The sequence below is a fragment of the Streptomyces sp. NPDC051677 genome, from assembly GCF_044453465.1.
Lineage (GTDB): Bacteria > Actinomycetota > Actinomycetes > Streptomycetales > Streptomycetaceae > Streptomyces.
This window is the reverse complement of the sequence record NZ_JBITCT010000020.1, coordinates 128,724-147,350: the sequence shown is the minus strand read 5'-3', so window position 1 is coordinate 147,350 and position 18,627 is coordinate 128,724. Positions and strand designations below refer to the sequence as shown.

The following is an 18,627-nucleotide window of genomic DNA, read 5'->3' as shown; positions in this document are numbered from 1 at the left end:
AAGTGTTCATGACCGCAACACAACCACTGTAATGACTTCCTCTGACAGCCCCAACTGCCCTATGCAACAACCGTGCTACCACCTACGCGCATTCAACTCATTCCTCGCGGAACGGCACACCGCGAGGGACATGAGGGACACTTCGACCGTCATGTTCGGGATGTTCCCCCCTGCAACCAGAGCCGGGCCCCGACCTCGCTCGGATACTCGTGGACCGTGAGCATGGCCACGAACCAGCCGACGCCCCACGCGACGATCGCCGGTAGGACAGGCGCCGCGATCAGCAGGGGTAGAACTGCGGCACGGGCCAGTCCGGGGGCACGTCTGGTATCGCCGCGCTTGGCGTCCCACATCTGCTGGGGATTGGGAGGGGCGAGGAGTTTCCGGCGATGATCCCGACGTTGCTTCATCCATCCCCACACGACAGCCACGCCGGACGCGATCGCCTGCGTCCAGTCCCACGCGGTTCGCACGGTGGGCGGAAGATCGCTGCGGGGAACACCCACGTAGAGCCTGAGCGCGATGCAGCAGATGAAGGCGAGGACGAGGAAGAACAGGACGGCCGTCCAGACCCGGCGTGCCCAGTAGCGTACCCCCCGCTCGTACCAGGTGGTGCCCAGTCCTGGCAGGGCCGGGATCACGTCGGGGGGCGCCTGCGTCGTCATGGTCGGGACCCTTGCCTCTCGAGCTCGAGCCAGCGCCGAGCCCCCACCTCGCTGGGGTACTCGCGCACCGTGAGCCAGGCGGTCAGCCAGCCGACGATGTACGCGGCGAAGGCCGGCATGACGGGTGCCGCGAGGAGCACCAGGCCGCGGCCGGCGGCTGCCCGGCCGGGGGCGCGTCTGTTGTGGTCGCGTTTGGCCTGGCGGGTCTGCTCGGGGGTGGGCGGGTTCAGGAGGGCTTCGTGGTGGCCGCGGCGCTGCTTGATCCAGCCCCAGACCAGAGCTGCGCAGGACGCCGCCACCTGCACCCGGTTCGCGACGGTGCGCGCGGTCGGCGACCACTCGCTGGTGAACCCCTGGTAGAGGCTGAGCGCGAAGAAGGAGACCAGGGCCATCACCACGAGGAGGAAGACGGTTGTGCGGGCGCGGCACAGCCAGTACAGAGCGCCGCGCCGGTGCCATGTGGTGCCCAGTTTGGGCAGGGACGGGATGTCGACAGCAGTGATTCGTGCCGTTGCTGTCGCCGCTGAACGGCTCATTTCCGCATCGCCCGCCGGGCACCGACTTCGCTGGGGTATTCGCGGACGGTGAGCATCGCCACGCTCCAGCCCAGAGCGAACGCTGCGAGCGCCGGCATGACAGGAGCGGCGATCAGCACGAGAGCGCGGCCGACGAAGGCCAGTCCCGTGGAACGGTGGGTCTCGTCGCGCTTGCGCATGCGGAACTCGTCGGGGCCGGGGGGATCAAGGAGGTCCCTGCGGTGGCGCCGACGCTGCACCAACCACCCCCAGGCCACGGCCACGCAGGAAGCGACAGCCTGCGCCCAGTCCCACGCCGTGCGCGCGCTCGGCGGCAGCACGGTACGAAATCCCCGGTAGAGGCTGATCGAGGCGAAGCACAGGAAGGCGAGGACAGTGAGCAGAAGAAGGGCTGTCCAGACCCGGCGCATCCAGTACCGCGCACCGCGCTGGTACCAGGTGGTGCCGAGTCCTGGAAGGGATGGGATCCGGACGGGCGCCATCGAAGCGGGGATCTCAGAAGATGCTCGTGACGCCATGCCACACGTCCTTTCCCAGTCGTGCGTAGTCGTGTCCTGTCTCCGACAGGACGTTGCCAGTGCCGTGCAACACCCCGCCGACCACGCCGTGGTCGTGGATGTCCTCGCTCCAGTGCTCATGGAAGGAGTGATCGATGATGCCGGTGGCGCCGATCACTACCAGCCCGCCGCCCACGGCCACGGCGGCGACGGGCACCTCGAAGGGCAGGGCGGCCACGACGCCCGCCGTGATGGCCGTACCGGCCACCAGACCGGCGACGTTCGCGCCGCCGTCGACGGCAACCGACTTCTGCCACGACCAGCCTTTGTCGTGGTCGTCGGAGGCTTCGAGGATCCCGCAGGCACCGGCCGCGGCGACATCCAGGACCGGGACCTCTTTCAGGAAGTCCGGCAGCTTCTCCAGGCTCTTGCCCGCGCGGAGCGCGTCCGCCGCGTCGGCCAGTTTGACGTTGAGGGCCCGGTCGTACGGCAGTGCCGTGCTGCCGTGGTCGGCGCGGGCCATGGCCTCTTCGAGCGAGTCCACCTTCATGACCGCGTCGGCGTACGCGCCCTTGGCCGGAAGGTCGTCGGGCAGTGCGCGGCCCGCCTTCTGGTACGCCTTGCGCTCGGCGCGGAGTTCCTTCTTGGCGGCCTGCGCCTCCGCCTTGGCGTCGTCGATCCTGGTGCGGGCCTTCGCTCCGCCGGCCCGGGCGTCCTCGGCGTCGTAGGCGTACAGCCCGCGCAGATAGTCGGCGATGGTGATCTTGTCGCCGGTGGACGCAGGTGCCGTCACCTGCGCGTACAGCCCTCGCAGCTTGTCCGCCGCGACCAGCCGGGCGTGCTGCGCCGTGTGCAGCACCTCCTGGCGCACCTTGTTGTACTCGCCCATCGCGGAGATCGTCTTCTGGTCCTGCGCGCTCGGCGGATTCGCGGTGACGATCGTCTGGGGCACGCCCATCGCGGCCATGGGCACGCCCTTGCCGGTCGCCACGTGTTCGGCGTTCTGCAGGGCCGTCTCGCAGGTGGTGAGGGCGTCGGCGAGGTCGGAGAGGATGTCCCCCGCGTCGTGGACGAGGTTGGCGAAGGCGCCGGCCGTCAGCGCGTCCTCGCTCCAGGTGGCGCGGAAGGTCTCCGCCGCCTCACCCTTCCAGGCCGCGTCGCCGACCAGCGCCTCGACGGCGCGGCTGATCGGGGTGATGACGTCGTCGAGTTTGTCCTTGGCGTTCTTGTACGTCTCGGCCATCGTGCGCAGTCCGCCGATGTCGCCGCCGACCCAGCTGTCGGCCATCAGCCGTCACCCGCCATCAGGTCCTCGAACAGGCCGTGGACGTCGATGTCGTGCCGTTGGAAGGAGTCGCGGGCGTACGTCACCTTGTCGCCGTGGTCGTCGAGGCGGTCGGCGAAGCCGATGTGCAGGGCGACGATGAGGTCGGCGACCTCCTTGAGGGCGTGGTCGAGCCCGGCGTCGCCGCCGCTGACGAGGGGTGGGGCGACGTCGGCGTGCAGCTTGCGGTAGTTGACGGCCTCGTCGTGGAAGGTCTTGGACATCGAGGTCAGGTCGCCGAGGACGGCCTTGAAGTCGGGCGGCATCAGCGCACCTCCCGGGCGTAGGCGGCGAGGTCGTCCGGCTGCCAGTTGTGGTGGCCGGGGGCGATACGCGGGTCGAGAAGGACCATGACGTCGTGTTCGGCGACGGCCTCGGCGAGCGGGCCGATGGAGGTCGCGACCCAGGGCTGGGCCTCGCCCAGCGCGGCGACGAGGCGGGCGCGTGTGGTGAAGGCGAAGGCCACGGCCCCCGTTCCGGCCCCGGACCCGGCTTGGGTTCCGGTTCCGTCCCCGGTCTTGGTTCCGCTTCCGGTTCCGGTGTGGGGGCTGGTTCCGGCCGTTGGGTGTTCGAAGAGTTCGTAGGCGATGAAGGGCACACGGGCCGGACGGCCGTCCGCGTCCGTGACGTCGGCGTAGCGGGGGTGGGCCGGTACGAAGACCGGCGTGTGGTAGGCGGGGACGCCGGGCTTGGGGCCTGGGTGCGCGGGCTGGGTTGCTTCGGTTCCTGCGGCCTCGGCGTATTCGAGAAGGCGTGATCTACCCGGCCGTGGCGTCGGAGGAGGGGCCGGGGCCGCGCCTACGGGCGGCTCTGCCTCGATGTAGTCGAGAAGGCGCGAACGGATTGGTGTGCCCACCGCCGTCTCCTGTTCCCCGTGGACCTGCGGATGGTGTGGCGGCACCACCGTAGCCAGGGAACTTTCGGGCAAGTCCGGCTATTTCAGGTTGACAGGACCGGAGGATGCGGAACCCATACAGGTGTTTGGCCGTGGCCAGATCAGTACTTGACCGCGAGATGACCCGGCTTCCGGTCCGCCGGTCAGGGCGTGTCCGTCTGCGGGCCGGAGCCGGGCCCGTAATCGGCACGCGGAGCGCTCATCCGGCCTGCGACGAACGCGAGCCAGGCGCTGGGTGGGTACGGGGCCGGCGGGTCGACCTCCATGCCCAACTCGGCGACGGCCAAGGCGTAGTCGGGCTCGTCCAGGTCGAGGGCGAGCAGTTCGTGGAGTTCTCCGACGAGGCGGGCCACGAGGTGCGGGTCGGTGGTGGTGCGGTAGTCGTCGACGGCCGCGTCGTGGTCGTCGAACTCGTCCGGCATGTCCTGGGAGAACCAGCCGCCCAGGAACTGGGTCAGTTCCGGGAAGCGGGTCTGCCATTCCCAGTGGGTGGCGGGGGCGGCCATGGGCGGGACCTCGCCCTGCTCGATGCTGTGCCTGATGTGGTCGGCCAGGCAGTACAGCCACTGCTGGATCTCCGCCTCGGGCAGACCGACGTCCGGGATCGCGTAGAACTCGCCCAGGCGGAGGCGGAGTCGGCCCGGCGGGTTGTCGGCGTACTCGCGCAGTTGCCGCTCGGCGACCGCCAGCGCCCAGGGGCGGGTGTGCCAGGTCTGGCGTAGGTAGGCCGTCAGGGCATGGCTGGGCTTGTCCGGGGTGTCGTCGGCCGGTTGGCCGGTGTAGGCGCGGATCACCTGGTCCAGCTCGCCGTAGCGGCGGTCGTGTTCGAGGGGGCTCAAGGGCACGGTGTCAGCCTCTACTTGGTCTCTACGAGTAGAAGGGAAAGGTGGCGTGCACGGAGAACCCGTGCGCTGCGGACGGCTCGCGGCGCAGCACGACCCGCGCGGCCCGCACGTCGACGGCGCCGCGCCCTGCCAGCATCATCGCCTGCAGCAGCACCCGCCCGACGGGCTCCTCGCGGGACGGCCAGGACGCCTCGATCGTCAGCCGCTGCCGGGTGGACTGCGCCAGCCAGCGGTGGATGACCTGTTCGTTGCGGGTGACCACCTGTTGGGTCGCCCACTGGGCGGTCGCGCGGTCGGGGTAGGTGGCGGTACGGGTGCGCAAGGGGCTTCTCCATCATGGGCAGTACGGAGTATCGGGGCAGCACGGCGGATCGCATCACATCAGCGGAACGACCAGACCATCCCGACTTCCGTCTCCGACACGAGTACCAAGCCGAAGTCGAAGGTGCGCACGGAAAAGGGGTACCACCGAGAAACCCGCTGGTAGTAGTCGTGGGTATCGCTGCCGTGGCCGGTGTTCGCATAGAAGTGCGAGCCTTCAGGGAAGCGCGACAGGATGACCCGGGCCTTCGCTTCAAGGGCCTCCCTGCGCACCTCGAAATCCGGTTCCTTTGTGACATCGATCCAGCGCGTGGAAAGGGCCACGAGGAATCGTACGGCCTGAGAACGCGGGATCTCATGCAGGTAGGGCTTCCAGGCGTCCGCGGTCGCGACAGCCTCCGGAGGCATGACGAAGGGGTAGGACGGTTCGTCGAGCCTTTCGAGTTCGCCCTCCCATATGTCCACCATGCGCCAGCCGCGGGCGTCGCGGGTGTCACCGCGCATCAGGGTGGACAGGTCGAGCACCCAGTTCTCGTGCTCCCTGCTCGTCACCTTGGCAATGGTCGCCCGACGCTCGTACACGTCGATCGCATCGGACCACGAACGCTCGTCGAGTTCGGCCATCGCTGTCTCCTCACTCACTCATTGCGGCATGGACGTCAGGACCACGAACGGCGGGTCCAGGTTCGGTTCGTATTTGAGTACGGTCAGAACACCGTGAGCGTCCTGTGGTGGCGTCGCCTGGTCGTTCACCACCGGCGCCGTACGCCCTGTCACCGCCGGAATTCCCAGAGGCCCTGAGGGCACCGCATCCACGGAGAACTCCTGCCTCTCACCCGGCACCGGAGGCGGCGGGCCTTTAATCCACTTGTCAATTTCTGCCGTATTGGTCCGGACATTGTGCTGAGTGTAATACTGCGCCGATTCCAGGTCGGTGAAAGAGGAAGCCGCGGGAATATCGACCTTGCCCGACCCGGTCGCCTCGTCCCGCAACCGCTGCGTCAGCTGAGCGTCCGTCAGCCCGACGTGCTTGTCGATGCTGTGCCCGCCGTACAGTTCCTCCTCGGTGGCCAGGTCGATGGAGTACTTGTAAGGGGTCTGGCTCTCCGTGCGCTGCCAGATGTGTTCCTTCTTGAAGTCGTTCAGGGAACGCGCGCCGTACGCCTCCGCACGTGCCGCCTCCGCACGGAATGTGGGCACGCTGAGCAGTGCCTCGTCCAGTTCGATCTCCAGGGTCTTCAGCTTGGTGGCCGCGTCGCTGAAGGCCTGGTGGTACTTCTCGACCGCCTCGTCGGCGGCCGCCTTGTCCATGTGCGAGCGGAACGTCAGCACGATCTCGCCGAACGCCATGGTCGCCGCGAGCCGGGTCAGCTCGAACAGGTCGAGGCCCGTGGTCAGGTCTTTGACCGTCGCCTTCGCGGCCTCCTTGCCGAGGCGGGTGGTCGTCTCCGCGGTCTTGATGCGCACCTCGGCCAACTCGTCGAGGCTCGCCTGCACGGTGGTCGCGGTCTGGCGGAGAATCTCGATGATGGGCCGCTGCTTCGCCGGCACGACACTGCGGTTGGTCTTCCAACTGCGGCCCATGGAGGCCCGGTTGCCCTGGGCGTCGTAGGTCCTGCCCCATTCGGTGGTGCCCCAGATGGTCTGGCAGAACGCTTTCATCGCGCCCTGCCATTCGTCGTTGCCCTTGTTGTTGGTGATGATCTTGATGGCGCTGTTGAAGTTGTCCGACGCCGCCTTCGCGTCCTTCTCGACCGCGCGCCAGGCCGTTGCCATGCCCTTGAGATCCCCGTCCCTGGCACCCGGGGTGATCTCGTGCATCTTGCCGAGGTTGAGGCCGTGCTCGATTGCGGGCCGGATGACGTCGGCGAGGAAGTCGGGGACCTCGCCGAGGATTCCGGAGATGTCCCAGGAGTCCGCGTCCTCGCCGGTGCCGGACCACTTGATGTCGTTGACCGGGCCGTACTTGGGCGGCTTGTCGATGACGGCGGGCGGCGGCTTCTCGAAGGGCGGCGGACCGTACATCTTGCGGGCGAACCAGTCGGCCTGGGTGTACTTGTTGGCCGTGTCCGTCAGGCCGACGGCGACACCGCCCACGCTGACCACGCTCTTCGCCCAGAGCTCCAGAAACTTCTCGTTCACCGACTTGTACGCCGCCGCGAAGGAGTCCGCGCCCCAGCCGGTTCCCGCCGACTGGCTGTACTGGTTCAGCGCGTCGACGAGAGCCGTCGCGCCCTTGTCGTAGTCGAACTGCCCGTCACGCACCACAAGTGCGGTGTAGTGCACATGCTGCGGCTGTACGTCGAATCCGCCGTCGCTCCCGCTCTTCTTGGGCGACTGGGGTCGGGCGTCCGACCGCTCCTGTGCGCGCTCCTCGTCCGTGGGCCGCCGCTCGGCCATCAGGCGCCGCCCCAGCCACGCAGCACCGCCAGGTGCGCCGCCGCGTAGTTGGTGTGGCCTGTGGTGACGTACTCGTGCAGCCACTTCTGGGCCGCTTGGAGGTCCTGGGCGGAGCGGTCCCACTCGTCGAGTTTGTCGACGAAGACCTCCCGGGTCTCGCCCTGCCACGACAGAACGACGGGCACGACCCGGTCGTAGAGGTCGTCCAGTTTGCCGTTGAGTTTCTTGAGGACGTCCTCAAGGTCGGCGGCCAGTTCGGCGAGGGTGGCGAAGGAAACGGCTATGTGCTCGTCGTCGGGTGCGGCGCCGGTCGACATGACTCCCCTGTGTTCGTCTCGGCAACTGCGGTTCTGGTGCGGTCCTGATGACGTTCTGATGCGGTTCTGAAAGGGCTACAGGTCGTCGAGGCTGCTGCGCGGCGTCGAGGTCGGTGGCTCCGTGTTCGGTGTCGAGAGCCGGTCGACCTCGCTGTCGACGTCCACCTGGATCCGCCGCATCTGCGCGAGGACCTCGAGGTCGTCCTGGGAGAAGCCGTCGCGGCTCAGTCGTACCGCTTCCTCCAGGAGTTTCATCACTTCGCGGATGCGTACGGCGTCCTCGGCGGCCGCTCGGTGGAAGTCGCGGTACGCCGAGGCCGCCGGGCCGCGCCAGCCCGCCTCGATGTTGTCGACGATCGCGTCCATGCGCTGCACCTGCTTGTCCAGGTGATCCTGCATGTCGTCGAGGTCGTCGGCGAGTTTGGCGAGGTCCGTTGCGGACGCCCGTAGATCGGGGCCGCCGCCCTGCCCTGAGGCGGCTCCTGGCACGCCCATGCTGTACCTCCGTCCCCCGGCACATCGGCATCACAAGTCACTTGCTGTTGCGATGATCCTATAAGTCGGTGGTCATCGCACGCTTCAACTCGCCCCGGTACGCAGTGAGATGGCCGGAGTTCTCTACTCCGCCCCGGCGATCCTGCGCGCCCGCCTGCGCGCGTCCCGGATCGCCACCGCCGTCCCGCCCAGGCCCGCCACCAGAACCGCCGCCGCCACGACCACGTACGTGGCGAAGCGGGTGTTGCGTTCGTCGGGGGTCTCGCCGGTCTGGAACTTCGCGGCGGACGGGGCCTCGGCCTTGCCCAGGCCGTCCTTGGGGCTCGGGGACTCGACGGGTCGGTCGTCCTCGGTGAGAGCGCGGACCGGGTCGACGACACCCCAGCCGACCAGTCGGTCGTGGCCCGCGATGGTGCGTTCCGCGGTCTGTTCGATCTGGGCGACGATCTCGCGTGCGGTCCAGTCCGGGTGTCTCGCCTTGAGCAGCGCGGCCACGCCCGCGACGTACGGCGCCGAGAAGCTCGTGCCGTTGTCGGAGCAGTGGCCGCCCTGGGGGACCGTGGAGATCATGTCGACGCCGGGAGCCGCCACGCCGACGAACTCGCCGGACTGGGAGAAGGAGGCGCGTTCGTTGTTGCGGTCGGAGGCGGCCACCGCGAGGACGCCGTCGTAGGAGGCGGGGTAGGTCTCCTTGACGTTGCCGCCGAGGCCGTCGTTGCCCGCCGAGGCCACGACCACGATCTTCTTGGCCAGGGCCTCGTCGATCGCCCGTTCCAGGTCGGGGGACGGCTTCATCGCGTTCGAGGTGTCCTGGGAGATGTTGATGACTCCGGCCCCGGCCTGGGCGGCGTAGCGGATCGCTTCGGCCAGGGACTTGGTGTCGCCGTGGCCTTCGGCGTCGTTCTGCTGGATCGGGATGATCGTCGCCTCGGGGGCGAGGCCTACGAAGCCGGTGCCGTCGAGGGGGCGGGCCGCGATGATGCCGGCGACCTTGGTGCCGTGGCCGACGGTGTCCGTCGTGCCGTTCTCGTTGCCCCGCTCCACCGGGTCGCCGTTGTCGTCCTTGAGGTTCTTCGGGAGCAGGTTACGGCCGGCCTTCGCGTCGACCGCCGCGGTGAGCTGCGGGTTCTTCACGTCCACGCCCGTGTCGATGACGGCCACGCGGACGCCCTTGCCCTTGGAGCGGCTCCACAGTTCGTCCAGGAGGACGCGCTGCAGCGACCAGGGGCGGCCCGGGTACTCGCCGTTGGGGAACGTGCACTGGTCCGAGTAGGGAAGTCTGCCCGCCCTCGTCGCGGCTCCCGCGGCCTGCGCGGGGGGTGCGAGGAGCGTGGCGGTCGTGAGGAGGGTCGCGGCCGCCACCAGCGTCGTACGCACGGCCATCGCCGTACCCCGGGGCCTCGCCGTCGTCGTACGCAGGGCCATCCTCGTCCTCCTCCTCACGAGCCCTGGGGCTGGCGGGCCGCCGCCGTCGACAGGCGGGGGCCCGTGGGCAGGAACTCCGACCAGGCGGCCGGGATGGGCGCCGGGTCGACGTCCTTGTAGCCCAGCAGGGTCTGGGCCTGCTTCGCCTCCTGCTGGAGCTGCTCGCGCTTCTCGGCGGTGGTGCCGATGCCCGCGTCGTCCGTCGCGCTGTCGCCGTTGGACTGCAGGACGTAGCGCAGCCCTGTGTCGGTGACCAGGAAGACCGGGCCGGCCTTGGTCTCCTCGCCCTGGAACTGGCGGTAGAGCTGACCGGAGCCCGGCGTGACGTAGGCGCTGGAGGAGCCGGTGGGCAGCGGGGCCGGGAACTCCGTGCCCGCCCAGGTGCTCAGGGTCGTGGCGCCCGAGGTGGCGTTCACGCCGCGCAGGACGCTGCAGACGGTGCTGCGGCTCCCGGCGGCCGACGACGCCTCGTTGACCGGCTCGGGGACACCGGTCGGCCAGCGGTGCTCGGTGCCGAAGGCCTGGCCCGGCACGATGGCGCCGGGGCTCATCTCCCGGGCGTGACCGGCCTGGCCGAGCGGGGCCAGGTCCTTGCTGAACAGCAGCAGCTGGGCGACGAACGCGGACACGGGAGCGACCCGGCCGCTCAACACCACGTAGTACTGCTCCTTGTTGTTGTCGAACGCCTTGAGCACCATGCCGACCTTGTCGGCGGACTCGTCCAGCTGGCCGGGTGCGCCGGCCGCGGCGCCCGGCTGCCCGGGGACCTCCGGGAAGGCGATCGGGTCGCCCTGGTGCAGGGTCGCCAGCCACTCCGCGGACACCCGTTGGGGCTGCCGCCCGGAACCGACCACCGCGCGCAGCAGCAACTCGTCGCTCTTGTCGACGGGGTAGGCCGTGCCGTCCGCGTCGACGACGTAACGCTTGCCGTCCGGGTCCGCCACGTAGAGCAGTTGGCCGCCGTGGAGGCGCTCCGCGCCCTCGGTGGCGTCCTTCTCGCGGGCCGCCAGGACCAGCGCGGCCTTCTGGACGGAGTCCCCGCCTCCCGCGCCCGGCCGCTCGCAGACCGCCCAGCGCTTCGGGGTGCCCGCCTCGGAGGCCGAGGGCAGCCGGTCGGGGGCGTACGGGATGCCGACGGTGACACCGTGCGGGATCCTGCCGTTGTCGAGGACGGACTCCGAGACGGTCACGACGTCGCCCTGGCCCTCGTCGAGGAGCAGTTTGGCGGAGGCCATGTTGAGGACCGGGTGCAGCTGGACCTCTTTGCCGGTCTTCAGGACGACGTAGCGGGTGGTCGACTTGCTCGCGACGATGACCTTGGCGTTGGGCACGTCCCAGCCCTTGGGAGCGGTCGGCTTGAACATGCCCCACGCGCCGAAGACGGCCATGACGATCACCCCGACGACCACGCCGGGCAGGATCGCGCGCAGCGGGCGCGGCGCCCCCTCCTCCGAGCCGTCGGGCGACGGCTGCAGAAACGCCGCGAGCATCCGGCGCTTCGCGAAGGTGTAGGCGTTGAGCTGGTCCCGCCGAGATGCCATCTGTGCCCGTCACTCCCCGTTTTCCGGCCGATCCGCGTGCTCCGTGGCGCGGATGGACCCGGTTCCCCGTCCGACGATGTCAGAGCGGCCACCTACTATGCCCGGTAACCGTGGGGACTTGGGGAGCGGGTAGGGTTCCTGGGCCGTCGAGTGCCCTGTGCGGTGCTGCAACACGGGCGAATCGTGAACGGAACGGGGGGATGGAGTGATGGCTTCGGGAACGGGCGTGCGCTCCGTCGGCCGGTCGCGGAACCGGGGCTCCTCGGCGGCCGGTCCGCAGCCGCCCGAGCGGTCCCGGTCCCGGCGGTCCGAGCGGCCGTCGGCGCCGGGCACGCTCTCTCTCAGGGCACGCGCGGGGCAGGGCGGGGCATTCCGGTTGCAACGCCTCGTCCTGCTGGAGATCGCGGCGGCCGTGCTGCTCGTCGGCTGGGTGGTCGGGCCGGTGGCGCTGGTGGCCGCGGGAGTGGTCGCCGCCGTGCTGGTGGTCCTGGCCTTCGCTCGTCGTCGCGGCCGCTCGCTGCCGGAGTGGCTGGCCACGGCACGGGAGTTGAAGGCCCGCCGACGCCTGGCCGCCCGGCTGGAGATACCGCCGGGGACGGAACCGGGGTTCGGGCCGGCCGTGGAGTGCGACCCCGGGCTGCGGACGTACGTGTACGGCGGCCGTGACCGGCGGCCCGTGGGGCTCGTCGGGGACGGCACGTTCGTCACCGCCGTCCTCCAGGTGGAGGCGGACGCGACCGCGTTGCGCGCCGAGCGCGGCCGGCAGCCGCTGCCGCTCGCCCTGGTGCAGGACGCCCTCGAGGTGGACGGCATCCGGCTGGAGTCCGCGCAGATCGTGCTGCACACACAGCCCGCGCCCGCCCTGCACCTGCCCCCGCAGTCCGTGGCCGTGGCCAACTACGCGCCTCTGCAGGAGCAGACGGGAGCGCCGGCGGTCCGCATCACCTGGATCGCGTTGAAGCTGGACCCGGAGCTGTGTCCGGAGGCCGTGGCGGTCCGCGGGGGCGGGCTGACCGGGGCGCAGAAGTGCGTCGTGCGGGCGGCGGACCACCTCGCGAGCCGGTTGACCGGCGCCGGGTTCCGGGCGACCGTCCTCGACGAGGAGGGGTTGACGGCCGCCGTCGCCACCTCGGCGTGCGCCAACCCGCTGGTGACGGCGGAGGCCGGGCGGACCGGGACCACGGAGCGGCGGACCGAGGAGACCAGCCGGAGCTGGCGTTGCGACAACCGCCGCCACACCACGTACTGGCTGCGCCGGTGGCCCGCCCTGGGCGGGGGCGCGGCTCCGTCGCTGCCGCAGTTCGTCGCCCTGGTCACGGCCGTTCCGGCGCTCGCCACGACGTTCAGCGTCACCCTCGCGCGCGGTGACCGGCAGGAGGTGTCCCTCATGGGGCACATCCGGGTGACCGGCCGCAGCGACGACGAACTGGTGGCCGCCCGGCGCGCGGTGCAGGGCGCGGCCCGGCACACCGGCGCCGGACTCGCCCGTCTCGACCGGGAACAGGTGCCCGGCATGCTCGCGACGCTGCCCCTCGGAGGTGCCCGGTGACGGCGGCCACGTCAGGCGGAACCATCGCTTCGGGTGAACCGGACGACCCGTCCACCGGCCGGTCCGGCCGGTCCGGCCGGCCCGGGCGGCCCGGGCGGCTTGGGCGGCTTGGGCGGCCCGGGCGCCGCTCGCCGCGCAGCGGCTTCGGCCTGCTCGGACCGCGGCACGGCCGGCACTCGGTGTCCGTGGACCAACTGTCGGCACTCGCGCTGCCCATCGGGGACGACGGTGTCGTCGTCGGGGTCGGCGGCGAGGGCCGGCCGGCCGTGCTGGGCGTCAACCGGCCCACGCCGTACGACGTCGTCCTGATCGGCGGTCTGTGGACCGCGCAGGTCCTCGCGCTCCGGGCGGCGGCGACGGGGGCCCGGGTGGCCGTGGAGACGGGGCGGCCGCAGGCCTGGGTGCAGATGGTGCACGCGATGGGCGGCGGGCAGAACGGGCTGGCGGTGTACGAGGTCGGGCGGGTGCCCCCGCAGGGCGCCTCGGCCGGTACGCCGGTGCTGGTGGTGCGGGACTGCGGTATGCGCCCGCCGCGTGGGCGGGTCGCCTCCGGGCCCTGGCAGTCCGTGTTGACGCTGCTGCCGTATCTCAGTCCGGTCGCCCCGCGACTGATCCGGCAGGCCCGACTCGTGGGCGTGCAGCGGATCTCGCCGGACGAGGCCGCGGAACTGGGCCGGACCCTGGCTCTGCCCCGGCACGACGTGGAGGCCCTGCCCACTCTCGCCGACGGCTTCACCCTGTGGTGCGCCGACCGCGACAGGCAGTACGTGATGACTCAGCCCACGGACGCGGAGATCGGGTTGCTCGGTACGCCGAGACGGATGGACTGAGGCCGCTTCTCCCGTTGCTCGTGCGGCACTTCAACCACTATGGCCGTTTGGTCCGCGGCTCGGCGTGCGCACGCGGCCCGTTCGGTGACTGCGTGACGTGGTGGACTGGTGCTCAGGGGCGGGCGGGCCTGCCGGGGCGGGCCGTCTGATGATTAGGCTGGTACGGGGCGCGATGCCGGAAACCAGCGGGTGGACGTCGGCGTCTCCGGGGGAGGGCCGCATCGGACGACGTCATCGGACGACGTCAGACGGCCTCGAACCACTTCGGACGACAAGCAGGACAAGCAAATGGTCGCTTCGGCACGGCATGAGGGTGCTCGACCACACCAGGAGGAATTGTGAGCAGCGATCGGGACGGGATCCGCGGGGGCTGGGCCACACCCGGCGATGATCAGCCCGACGCGGAGTCCGCCGTCGAGGCGACGGGCGAGTTCACCATCGACTACGCGCCGCCGGCTTGGTACACGCAGAACACGGGCGGCGCAGGCGGCGATGCGCAGAGGGCGGGAGCAGGATCGGGGGTCGACGCTGGGGCCGGTGGCCCTGGCGCACCGGTCGCACCGCCTGCGCCGCCCGCACCGCCTACGGCGCCTGCCGCACCGCCCGTGTCCGCCGCACCGCCCGCGCCGCCCGCGCCGGGGGTTCCGGGGACGCCGGTCACTCCAGCCGCGCCGCCCGTGCCACCCGTGCTGGATGCGGCGGATGCGGCAGGTGAGCACTTCGCTCTGGCCGCGCCACATGTGCCCGGTGAGCACGTCGCTCCGGCCGCGCCGCCTGTTCCGGGTGTGCCGGTCGGCCCTCCTGCTCCGGCGATGCCGCCCGTGCCGCCCGCGGCGGTGCCCAACCTTCCGGTGGACAGCGGGTTCGAGCCACAGCCGCAACAGCAGCCACAGCCACAGCCACAGCAGTCCGAGGCGCAGTGGGAGCCCACAGCCACTTCCGCGGGTGCCGAGGAGAGCGGTTCCGACAACGGGGACCTGGAGAGCGGCGCCACCATGCGCTTCTCCGCGGCGGCCCTCAAGCGGGAGATCGCTGAGCACGCCGCCGCGGTGCAGACCGAGCCCGAGGCGCCCGTGGAACCGGCCGTCGGGCCCGCCGAGGCCGTGGACCCCACACCGGAGGCCTCCGTGCCGACGGAGGAACCGGACGCATCGGACGGAGGCGAGGTCGTCGCGGAGGCCGCGGACGTCGACGTCGTCGACGGTACGGTCGACGAACGTGACACCCCTGCCGGGCCCGAACCCGAGCCCGAGGCGGGAGAAGCCGTCTCCGAGGCTGTAGTCAGCGGCGAGACGGCCGTTCAGGACGCGGACGCCCCCTCGGCCGCCGTTCCCGCCGACGCGGTCGAGCCGCAGGACAGCGGCCCCCAGGACGCCGTTCCGGCCGCGCCGCCGGCCTGGGCTCCCCCGCCGGCCCCGCAGAGCGAACTGCCTCCGCTGCCTCCGTCGTACCAGCCCGCGGCGCCCACACCGGCGACCCAGTGGCCGGCACAGCCGCAGCCGACTCCGCCCGGAGCGGACGGCGGCTGGACCCCGCCTGCCCCGACCGCCCCGCAGCCCGGCTACGGCTTCCCGCAGCCCCCAGCTGCCGCCCCCGCCCCGGCAGCACAGCAGCCGTCCGCCCCGCAGCCGGGCTACGGCTTCCCCCAGCAGAACACCGCCCCGCCAACACCCCCAGCCACCCCCAACCCCCAGCCACACCCGGCACCCCAACCCCCCACCGACGCCCACGCGGCAGGCGGCTACGGCTTCCCCCAGCCCGGTGCCGCACCGGCCCCCACCCCTCCCGCCACACCCGGCGGCTACGGCTTCCCCCAGCAGAACACCGCCCCGCCAACACCCCCCGCCACCCCCAACCCCCAGCCACACCAAGCACCCTCGGCACCCCAACCCCCCACCGACGCCCACGCCCCAGGCGGCTACGGCTTCCCCCAGCCCGGCGGCGCACCAGCCCCCACCCCACCGGCCACACCCGGCGGCTACGGCTTCCCCCAGCAGAACACCGCCCCGCCAACACCCCCAGCCACCCCCAACCCCCAGCCACACCAAGCACCCTCGGCACCCCAACCCCCCACCGACGCCCACGGGGCAGGCGGTTACGGCTTCCCTCAACCGCCGGTGCCCGACGCCCCCGGCGGTTACGGCTTCCCGCAGCCCCCGGGACCGCAACAGCAGCCCCAGGCTCAGCCCCACGCCCAGCCGCCCCAGAGCCAGCAGGCTCCCCAGGTGCCGCAAGCCCCGCAGGCCCCCCAGGCGCACCCCGGTTTCCCGCAGCCCGGGATTCCGCAGCAGGCGGACGGGCAGGCTCCGCCCGCCGCTCCTCAGGGTTTCCCGCCGGGAGCCCCTCAGGGCTTCCCCGGACCGTTCCCCCAACCGGCACCGCACGCCCCGCACGCCCCCGGGCCCGACGGGGCACCCGGGCCGTCGGCGCCGCAGGTTCCGCAGGTTCCGCAGGTTCCGCAGCAGCCCGTCGATCCTCGGGCCGGGGCCGCCTGGCCGCAGCCGATTCAGCATGACCAGCGGCAGCCGGTCAACCCCGGTGCGGCGCCCTTGGGTTACACGGCCGCCGTGGAGCTGTCCTCCGACCGGCTGCTCAACAACAAGAAGCAGAAGGCGAAGAGCGGTCGGCCGGCCGCCGGATCCTCGCGGTTCAAACTCGGCGGAAAGAAGGAGGAGGCGGAGCGGCAGCGCAAGCTGGAGCTGATCCGTACACCGGTGCTGTCCTGCTACCGGATCGCCGTCATCAGCCTGAAGGGCGGCGTGGGCAAGACCACGACCACCACCGCGCTCGGCTCCACCCTCGCCACCGAGCGTCAGGACAAGATCCTCGCGATCGACGCCAACCCGGACGCCGGCACGCTCGGCCGCCGGGTGCGCCGGGAGACCGGGGCGACGATCCGTGACCTCGTCCAGGCGATCCCGTACCTCAACTCGTACATGGACATCCGGCGGTTCACGTCCCAGGCGCCGTCCGGCCTGGAGATCATCGCCAACGACGTCGACCCGGCCGTGTCCACGACCTTCAACGACGAGGACTACCGGCGGGCCATCGACGTGCTGGGCAACCAGTACCCGATCATCCTCACGGACTCCGGCACCGGTCTGCTCTACAGCGCCATGCGCGGTGTGCTGGACCTCGCCGACCAGCTCATCATCATCTCCACGCCCTCCGTGGACGGTGCGAGCAGCGCCAGTACGACGCTGGACTGGCTGTCGGCCCACGGGTACGCCGAACTCGTGTCGCGGTCCATCACCGTCATCTCCGGGGTGCGCGAGACCGGCAAGATGATCAAGGTCGATGACATCGTGTCGCACTTCGAGACGCGCTGCCGCGGGGTCGTCGTCGTACCGTTCGACGAGCATCTCGCCGCCGGCGCCGAGGTCGACCTCGACATGATGCGGCCGAAGGTGCGCGAGGCGTACTTCAACCTCACGGCGATGGTCGCGGAGGACTTCATCCGCCACCAGCAGCGCCAGGGACTGTGGACCAGCGACGGCAACCCGCCCCCGGTGGCCGCACCGCCGATGCCGGGTCAGCAGACGCCCGAGCAGCCGATGCCCGGCCAGCCGTATCCGCAACAGCCCCAGGCGCCGCAGCCCGGTCAGCCTTACCCCCCGCAGGGACAGCAGCCGCCGGCCCAGCCGTATCCGCAGCAGCCGGGTCAGCCCTACCCGCAACAGCCGCAGCAGCCCCAGCAGCCGCACCCGGGGTATCCCCCGGCCGGTTACGGCTACCCGCAGCACCCTCAGGCGCCGCAGCCCGGTCAGCCTCCGCAGCAGTAAGAGCGAGCCGTGAGAACGCCGAAGGGCGGCCGGTGTCCTGGGACACCGGCCGCCCTTCGGCCGTTCGCTACTGCGCCGCCACCAACTCCCGGCAGCGCTTCACGTCCTGCGCCATCTGCTCCAGCAGACCTTCCAGCGACTCGAACTTCGCCTGGCCGCGCACGAAGGCGAGGAAGTCGACGGCGACGTGCAGGCCGTAGAGGTCGAGGCCGACGCGGTCGATGGCGTAGGCCTCCACCGTGCGCTCGGTGCCGTCGAACTGCGGGTTCGTGCCGACGGAGATCGCGGCCGGCATGGCCTCGCCGTCGACGTGCAGCCAGCCCGCGTAGACGCCGTCCGCCGGGATCGCGGTGTGCGGCAGCGTCTCGACGTTCGCGGTCGGGAAGCCGAGTTCGCGTCCCCGCTGGGCCCCGCGCACCACGACCCCCTCCACCCGGTGCGGGCGGCCGAGGATCTCCGCCGCGCCCTCGACGTCGCCCTCGGCGACCAGCCGTCGCGTCAGCGTCGAGGAGAACGGCTGGCCGCCGCCCGCCTCGCCGCACAGCACCAGGTCGACGACCTCGACCTCGAAGTCGTAGACCTTGCCCTGCTCGGCGAGGAACTCGACGTTGCCCGCCGCCTTGTGGCCGAAGCGGAAGTTGGGGCCCTCGACGACGGCCTTGGCGTGCAGCCGGTCGACCAGGACCTTGACCACGAAGTCCGCCGGGGACAGCTTCGAGAACTCCGTCGTGAAGGGGAGGATCAGCAGCGCGTCCACGCCCAGTTCCGCCATCAGCTCGGCGCGGCGGTGGTGCGGGGCGAGCAGCGGCGGGTGGCTGCCGGGGCGGACGACCTCGCTGGGGTGCGGGTCGAAGGTGACGATGACGGAGGGAACGCCCAGTTCGCGGGCGCGTTCCACGGCATGGCGGATGATCAGCTGGTGCCCGCGGTGGACCCCGTCGTAAGAACCGATGGTGACGACGCTGCGTCCCCAGTCCTCGGGGATGTCCTCCAAGCCACGCCAGCGCTGCACTGTGACCGCTCCTCGAACCCGTGTCCGTATCTAGCATTGCCTCTTACGCAGGTCTAAGGGTGCCATGCCGGGTGGCCCGTGCCCGCATCGGCATGGAGGCTGTGACCCGCCCCACGCACGACGACCCACGCAGGGCGCCACGCAGGGCGCCACGCACGACGGTACGCAAGGTCCCGCTCAGGACCGCAGGCGC

At 71.1% G+C, this 18,627-nt stretch carries 18 protein-coding genes; 3 read left to right on the top strand and 15 right to left on the bottom strand.

The window, feature by feature from the left end; translation table 11 throughout:
• Positions 1-149 precede the first annotated feature (149 nt).
• The 14 genes from ACIBAF_RS24340 to eccB all read right to left on the bottom strand — a co-directional run bounded on the left by ACIBAF_RS24340 (position 150) and on the right by eccB (position 11,261).
• Complete coding sequence (locus ACIBAF_RS24340; protein WP_399465595.1) at positions 150-665, bottom strand: hypothetical protein; 516 nt, start codon at positions 663-665, stop codon at positions 150-152.
• Complete coding sequence (locus tag ACIBAF_RS24335) at positions 662-1,201, bottom strand: hypothetical protein (RefSeq protein WP_399465594.1); 540 nt, start codon at positions 1,199-1,201, stop codon at positions 662-664. Before ACIBAF_RS24335 ends, ACIBAF_RS24340 begins: the two co-directional genes overlap by 4 nt.
• Positions 1,198-1,611: a hypothetical protein gene (locus ACIBAF_RS24330; RefSeq protein WP_399465593.1), complete on the bottom strand. Its 414-nt coding sequence runs from the start codon at positions 1,609-1,611 to the stop codon at positions 1,198-1,200. The genes ACIBAF_RS24335 and ACIBAF_RS24330 overlap by 4 nt, the downstream gene beginning before the upstream one ends.
• Positions 1,612-1,696: 85 nt before the next feature.
• Positions 1,697-2,986 (bottom strand): WXG100 family type VII secretion target, encoded by a 1,290-nt coding sequence (locus ACIBAF_RS24325; protein WP_399465592.1) that lies wholly within the window; start codon positions 2,984-2,986, stop codon positions 1,697-1,699.
• Positions 2,986-3,288 carry a DUF6317 family protein gene (locus tag ACIBAF_RS24320; RefSeq protein ID WP_319676190.1) on the bottom strand — a complete coding sequence of 101 codons (303 nt, stop codon included), beginning with the start codon at positions 3,286-3,288 and terminating at the stop codon, positions 2,986-2,988. Before ACIBAF_RS24320 ends, ACIBAF_RS24325 begins: the two co-directional genes overlap by 1 nt.
• Positions 3,288-3,878: a hypothetical protein gene (locus ACIBAF_RS24315; RefSeq protein WP_399465591.1), complete on the bottom strand. Its 591-nt coding sequence runs from the start codon at positions 3,876-3,878 to the stop codon at positions 3,288-3,290. The genes ACIBAF_RS24320 and ACIBAF_RS24315 overlap by 1 nt, the downstream gene beginning before the upstream one ends.
• Positions 3,879-4,060: 182 nt before the next feature.
• A complete protein-coding gene (locus tag ACIBAF_RS24310; protein ID WP_399465590.1) occupies positions 4,061-4,762 on the bottom strand; it encodes a contact-dependent growth inhibition system immunity protein in 702 nt (233 codons plus the stop codon).
• A 22-nt stretch (positions 4,763-4,784) separates the two neighbouring features.
• Positions 4,785-5,084: an RNase A-like domain-containing protein gene (locus ACIBAF_RS24305; RefSeq protein WP_399465589.1), complete on the bottom strand. Its 300-nt coding sequence runs from the start codon at positions 5,082-5,084 to the stop codon at positions 4,785-4,787.
• 59 nt (positions 5,085-5,143) lie between these two features.
• Positions 5,144-5,707 carry a hypothetical protein gene (locus tag ACIBAF_RS24300; protein WP_399465588.1) on the bottom strand — a complete coding sequence of 188 codons (564 nt, stop codon included), beginning with the start codon at positions 5,705-5,707 and terminating at the stop codon, positions 5,144-5,146.
• 18 nt (positions 5,708-5,725) lie between these two features.
• Positions 5,726-7,483, bottom strand: coding sequence for an RNase A-like domain-containing protein (locus ACIBAF_RS24295; protein WP_399465587.1), 1,758 nt, complete (start codon positions 7,481-7,483; stop codon positions 5,726-5,728).
• The gene (locus ACIBAF_RS24290) at positions 7,483-7,800 is read right to left on the bottom strand and encodes a WXG100 family type VII secretion target (protein ID WP_399465586.1); all 318 of its coding nucleotides are present in this window, start codon (positions 7,798-7,800) and stop codon (positions 7,483-7,485) included. Before ACIBAF_RS24290 ends, ACIBAF_RS24295 begins: the two co-directional genes overlap by 1 nt.
• 75 nt (positions 7,801-7,875) lie before the next feature.
• On the bottom strand, positions 7,876-8,295 hold the full coding sequence (locus tag ACIBAF_RS24285; protein WP_399465585.1) for a WXG100 family type VII secretion target: 420 nt from the start codon (positions 8,293-8,295) through the stop codon (positions 7,876-7,878).
• A gap of 123 nt (positions 8,296-8,418) precedes the next feature.
• Positions 8,419-9,678 carry a type VII secretion-associated serine protease mycosin gene (gene mycP / locus ACIBAF_RS24280; RefSeq protein ID WP_399465626.1) on the bottom strand — a complete coding sequence of 420 codons (1,260 nt, stop codon included), beginning with the start codon at positions 9,676-9,678 and terminating at the stop codon, positions 8,419-8,421.
• Between the two features lie 56 nt (positions 9,679-9,734).
• Positions 9,735-11,261 (bottom strand): type VII secretion protein EccB, encoded by a 1,527-nt coding sequence (gene eccB, locus ACIBAF_RS24275; RefSeq protein ID WP_399465584.1) that lies wholly within the window; start codon positions 11,259-11,261, stop codon positions 9,735-9,737.
• Positions 11,262-11,469: 208 nt separating this feature from the next.
• On the opposite strand from eccB, the gene eccE reads away from it, so the two are divergent.
• The 3 genes from eccE (at position 11,470) to ACIBAF_RS24260 (ending at position 17,422) form a co-directional block, all read left to right on the top strand.
• Positions 11,470-12,810 (top strand): type VII secretion protein EccE, encoded by a 1,341-nt coding sequence (gene eccE / locus ACIBAF_RS24270; protein WP_399465583.1) that lies wholly within the window; start codon positions 11,470-11,472, stop codon positions 12,808-12,810.
• 23 nt (positions 12,811-12,833) lie between these two features.
• Entirely contained in the window at positions 12,834-13,640 is an 807-nt protein-coding gene (locus ACIBAF_RS24265; protein ID WP_399465625.1) for a hypothetical protein, read from the top strand.
• 338 nt (positions 13,641-13,978) lie between these two features.
• Positions 13,979-17,422, top strand: a complete 3,444-nt coding sequence (locus tag ACIBAF_RS24260) for an SCO5717 family growth-regulating ATPase (protein WP_399465582.1) — start codon at positions 13,979-13,981, stop codon at positions 17,420-17,422.
• 67 nt (positions 17,423-17,489) lie between these two features.
• Here ACIBAF_RS24260 and ACIBAF_RS24255 read toward each other — a convergent pair whose 3' ends face one another.
• On the bottom strand, positions 17,490-18,434 hold the full coding sequence (locus tag ACIBAF_RS24255; RefSeq protein ID WP_399465581.1) for a bifunctional riboflavin kinase/FAD synthetase: 945 nt from the start codon (positions 18,432-18,434) through the stop codon (positions 17,490-17,492).
• Positions 18,435-18,627 lie beyond the last annotated feature (193 nt).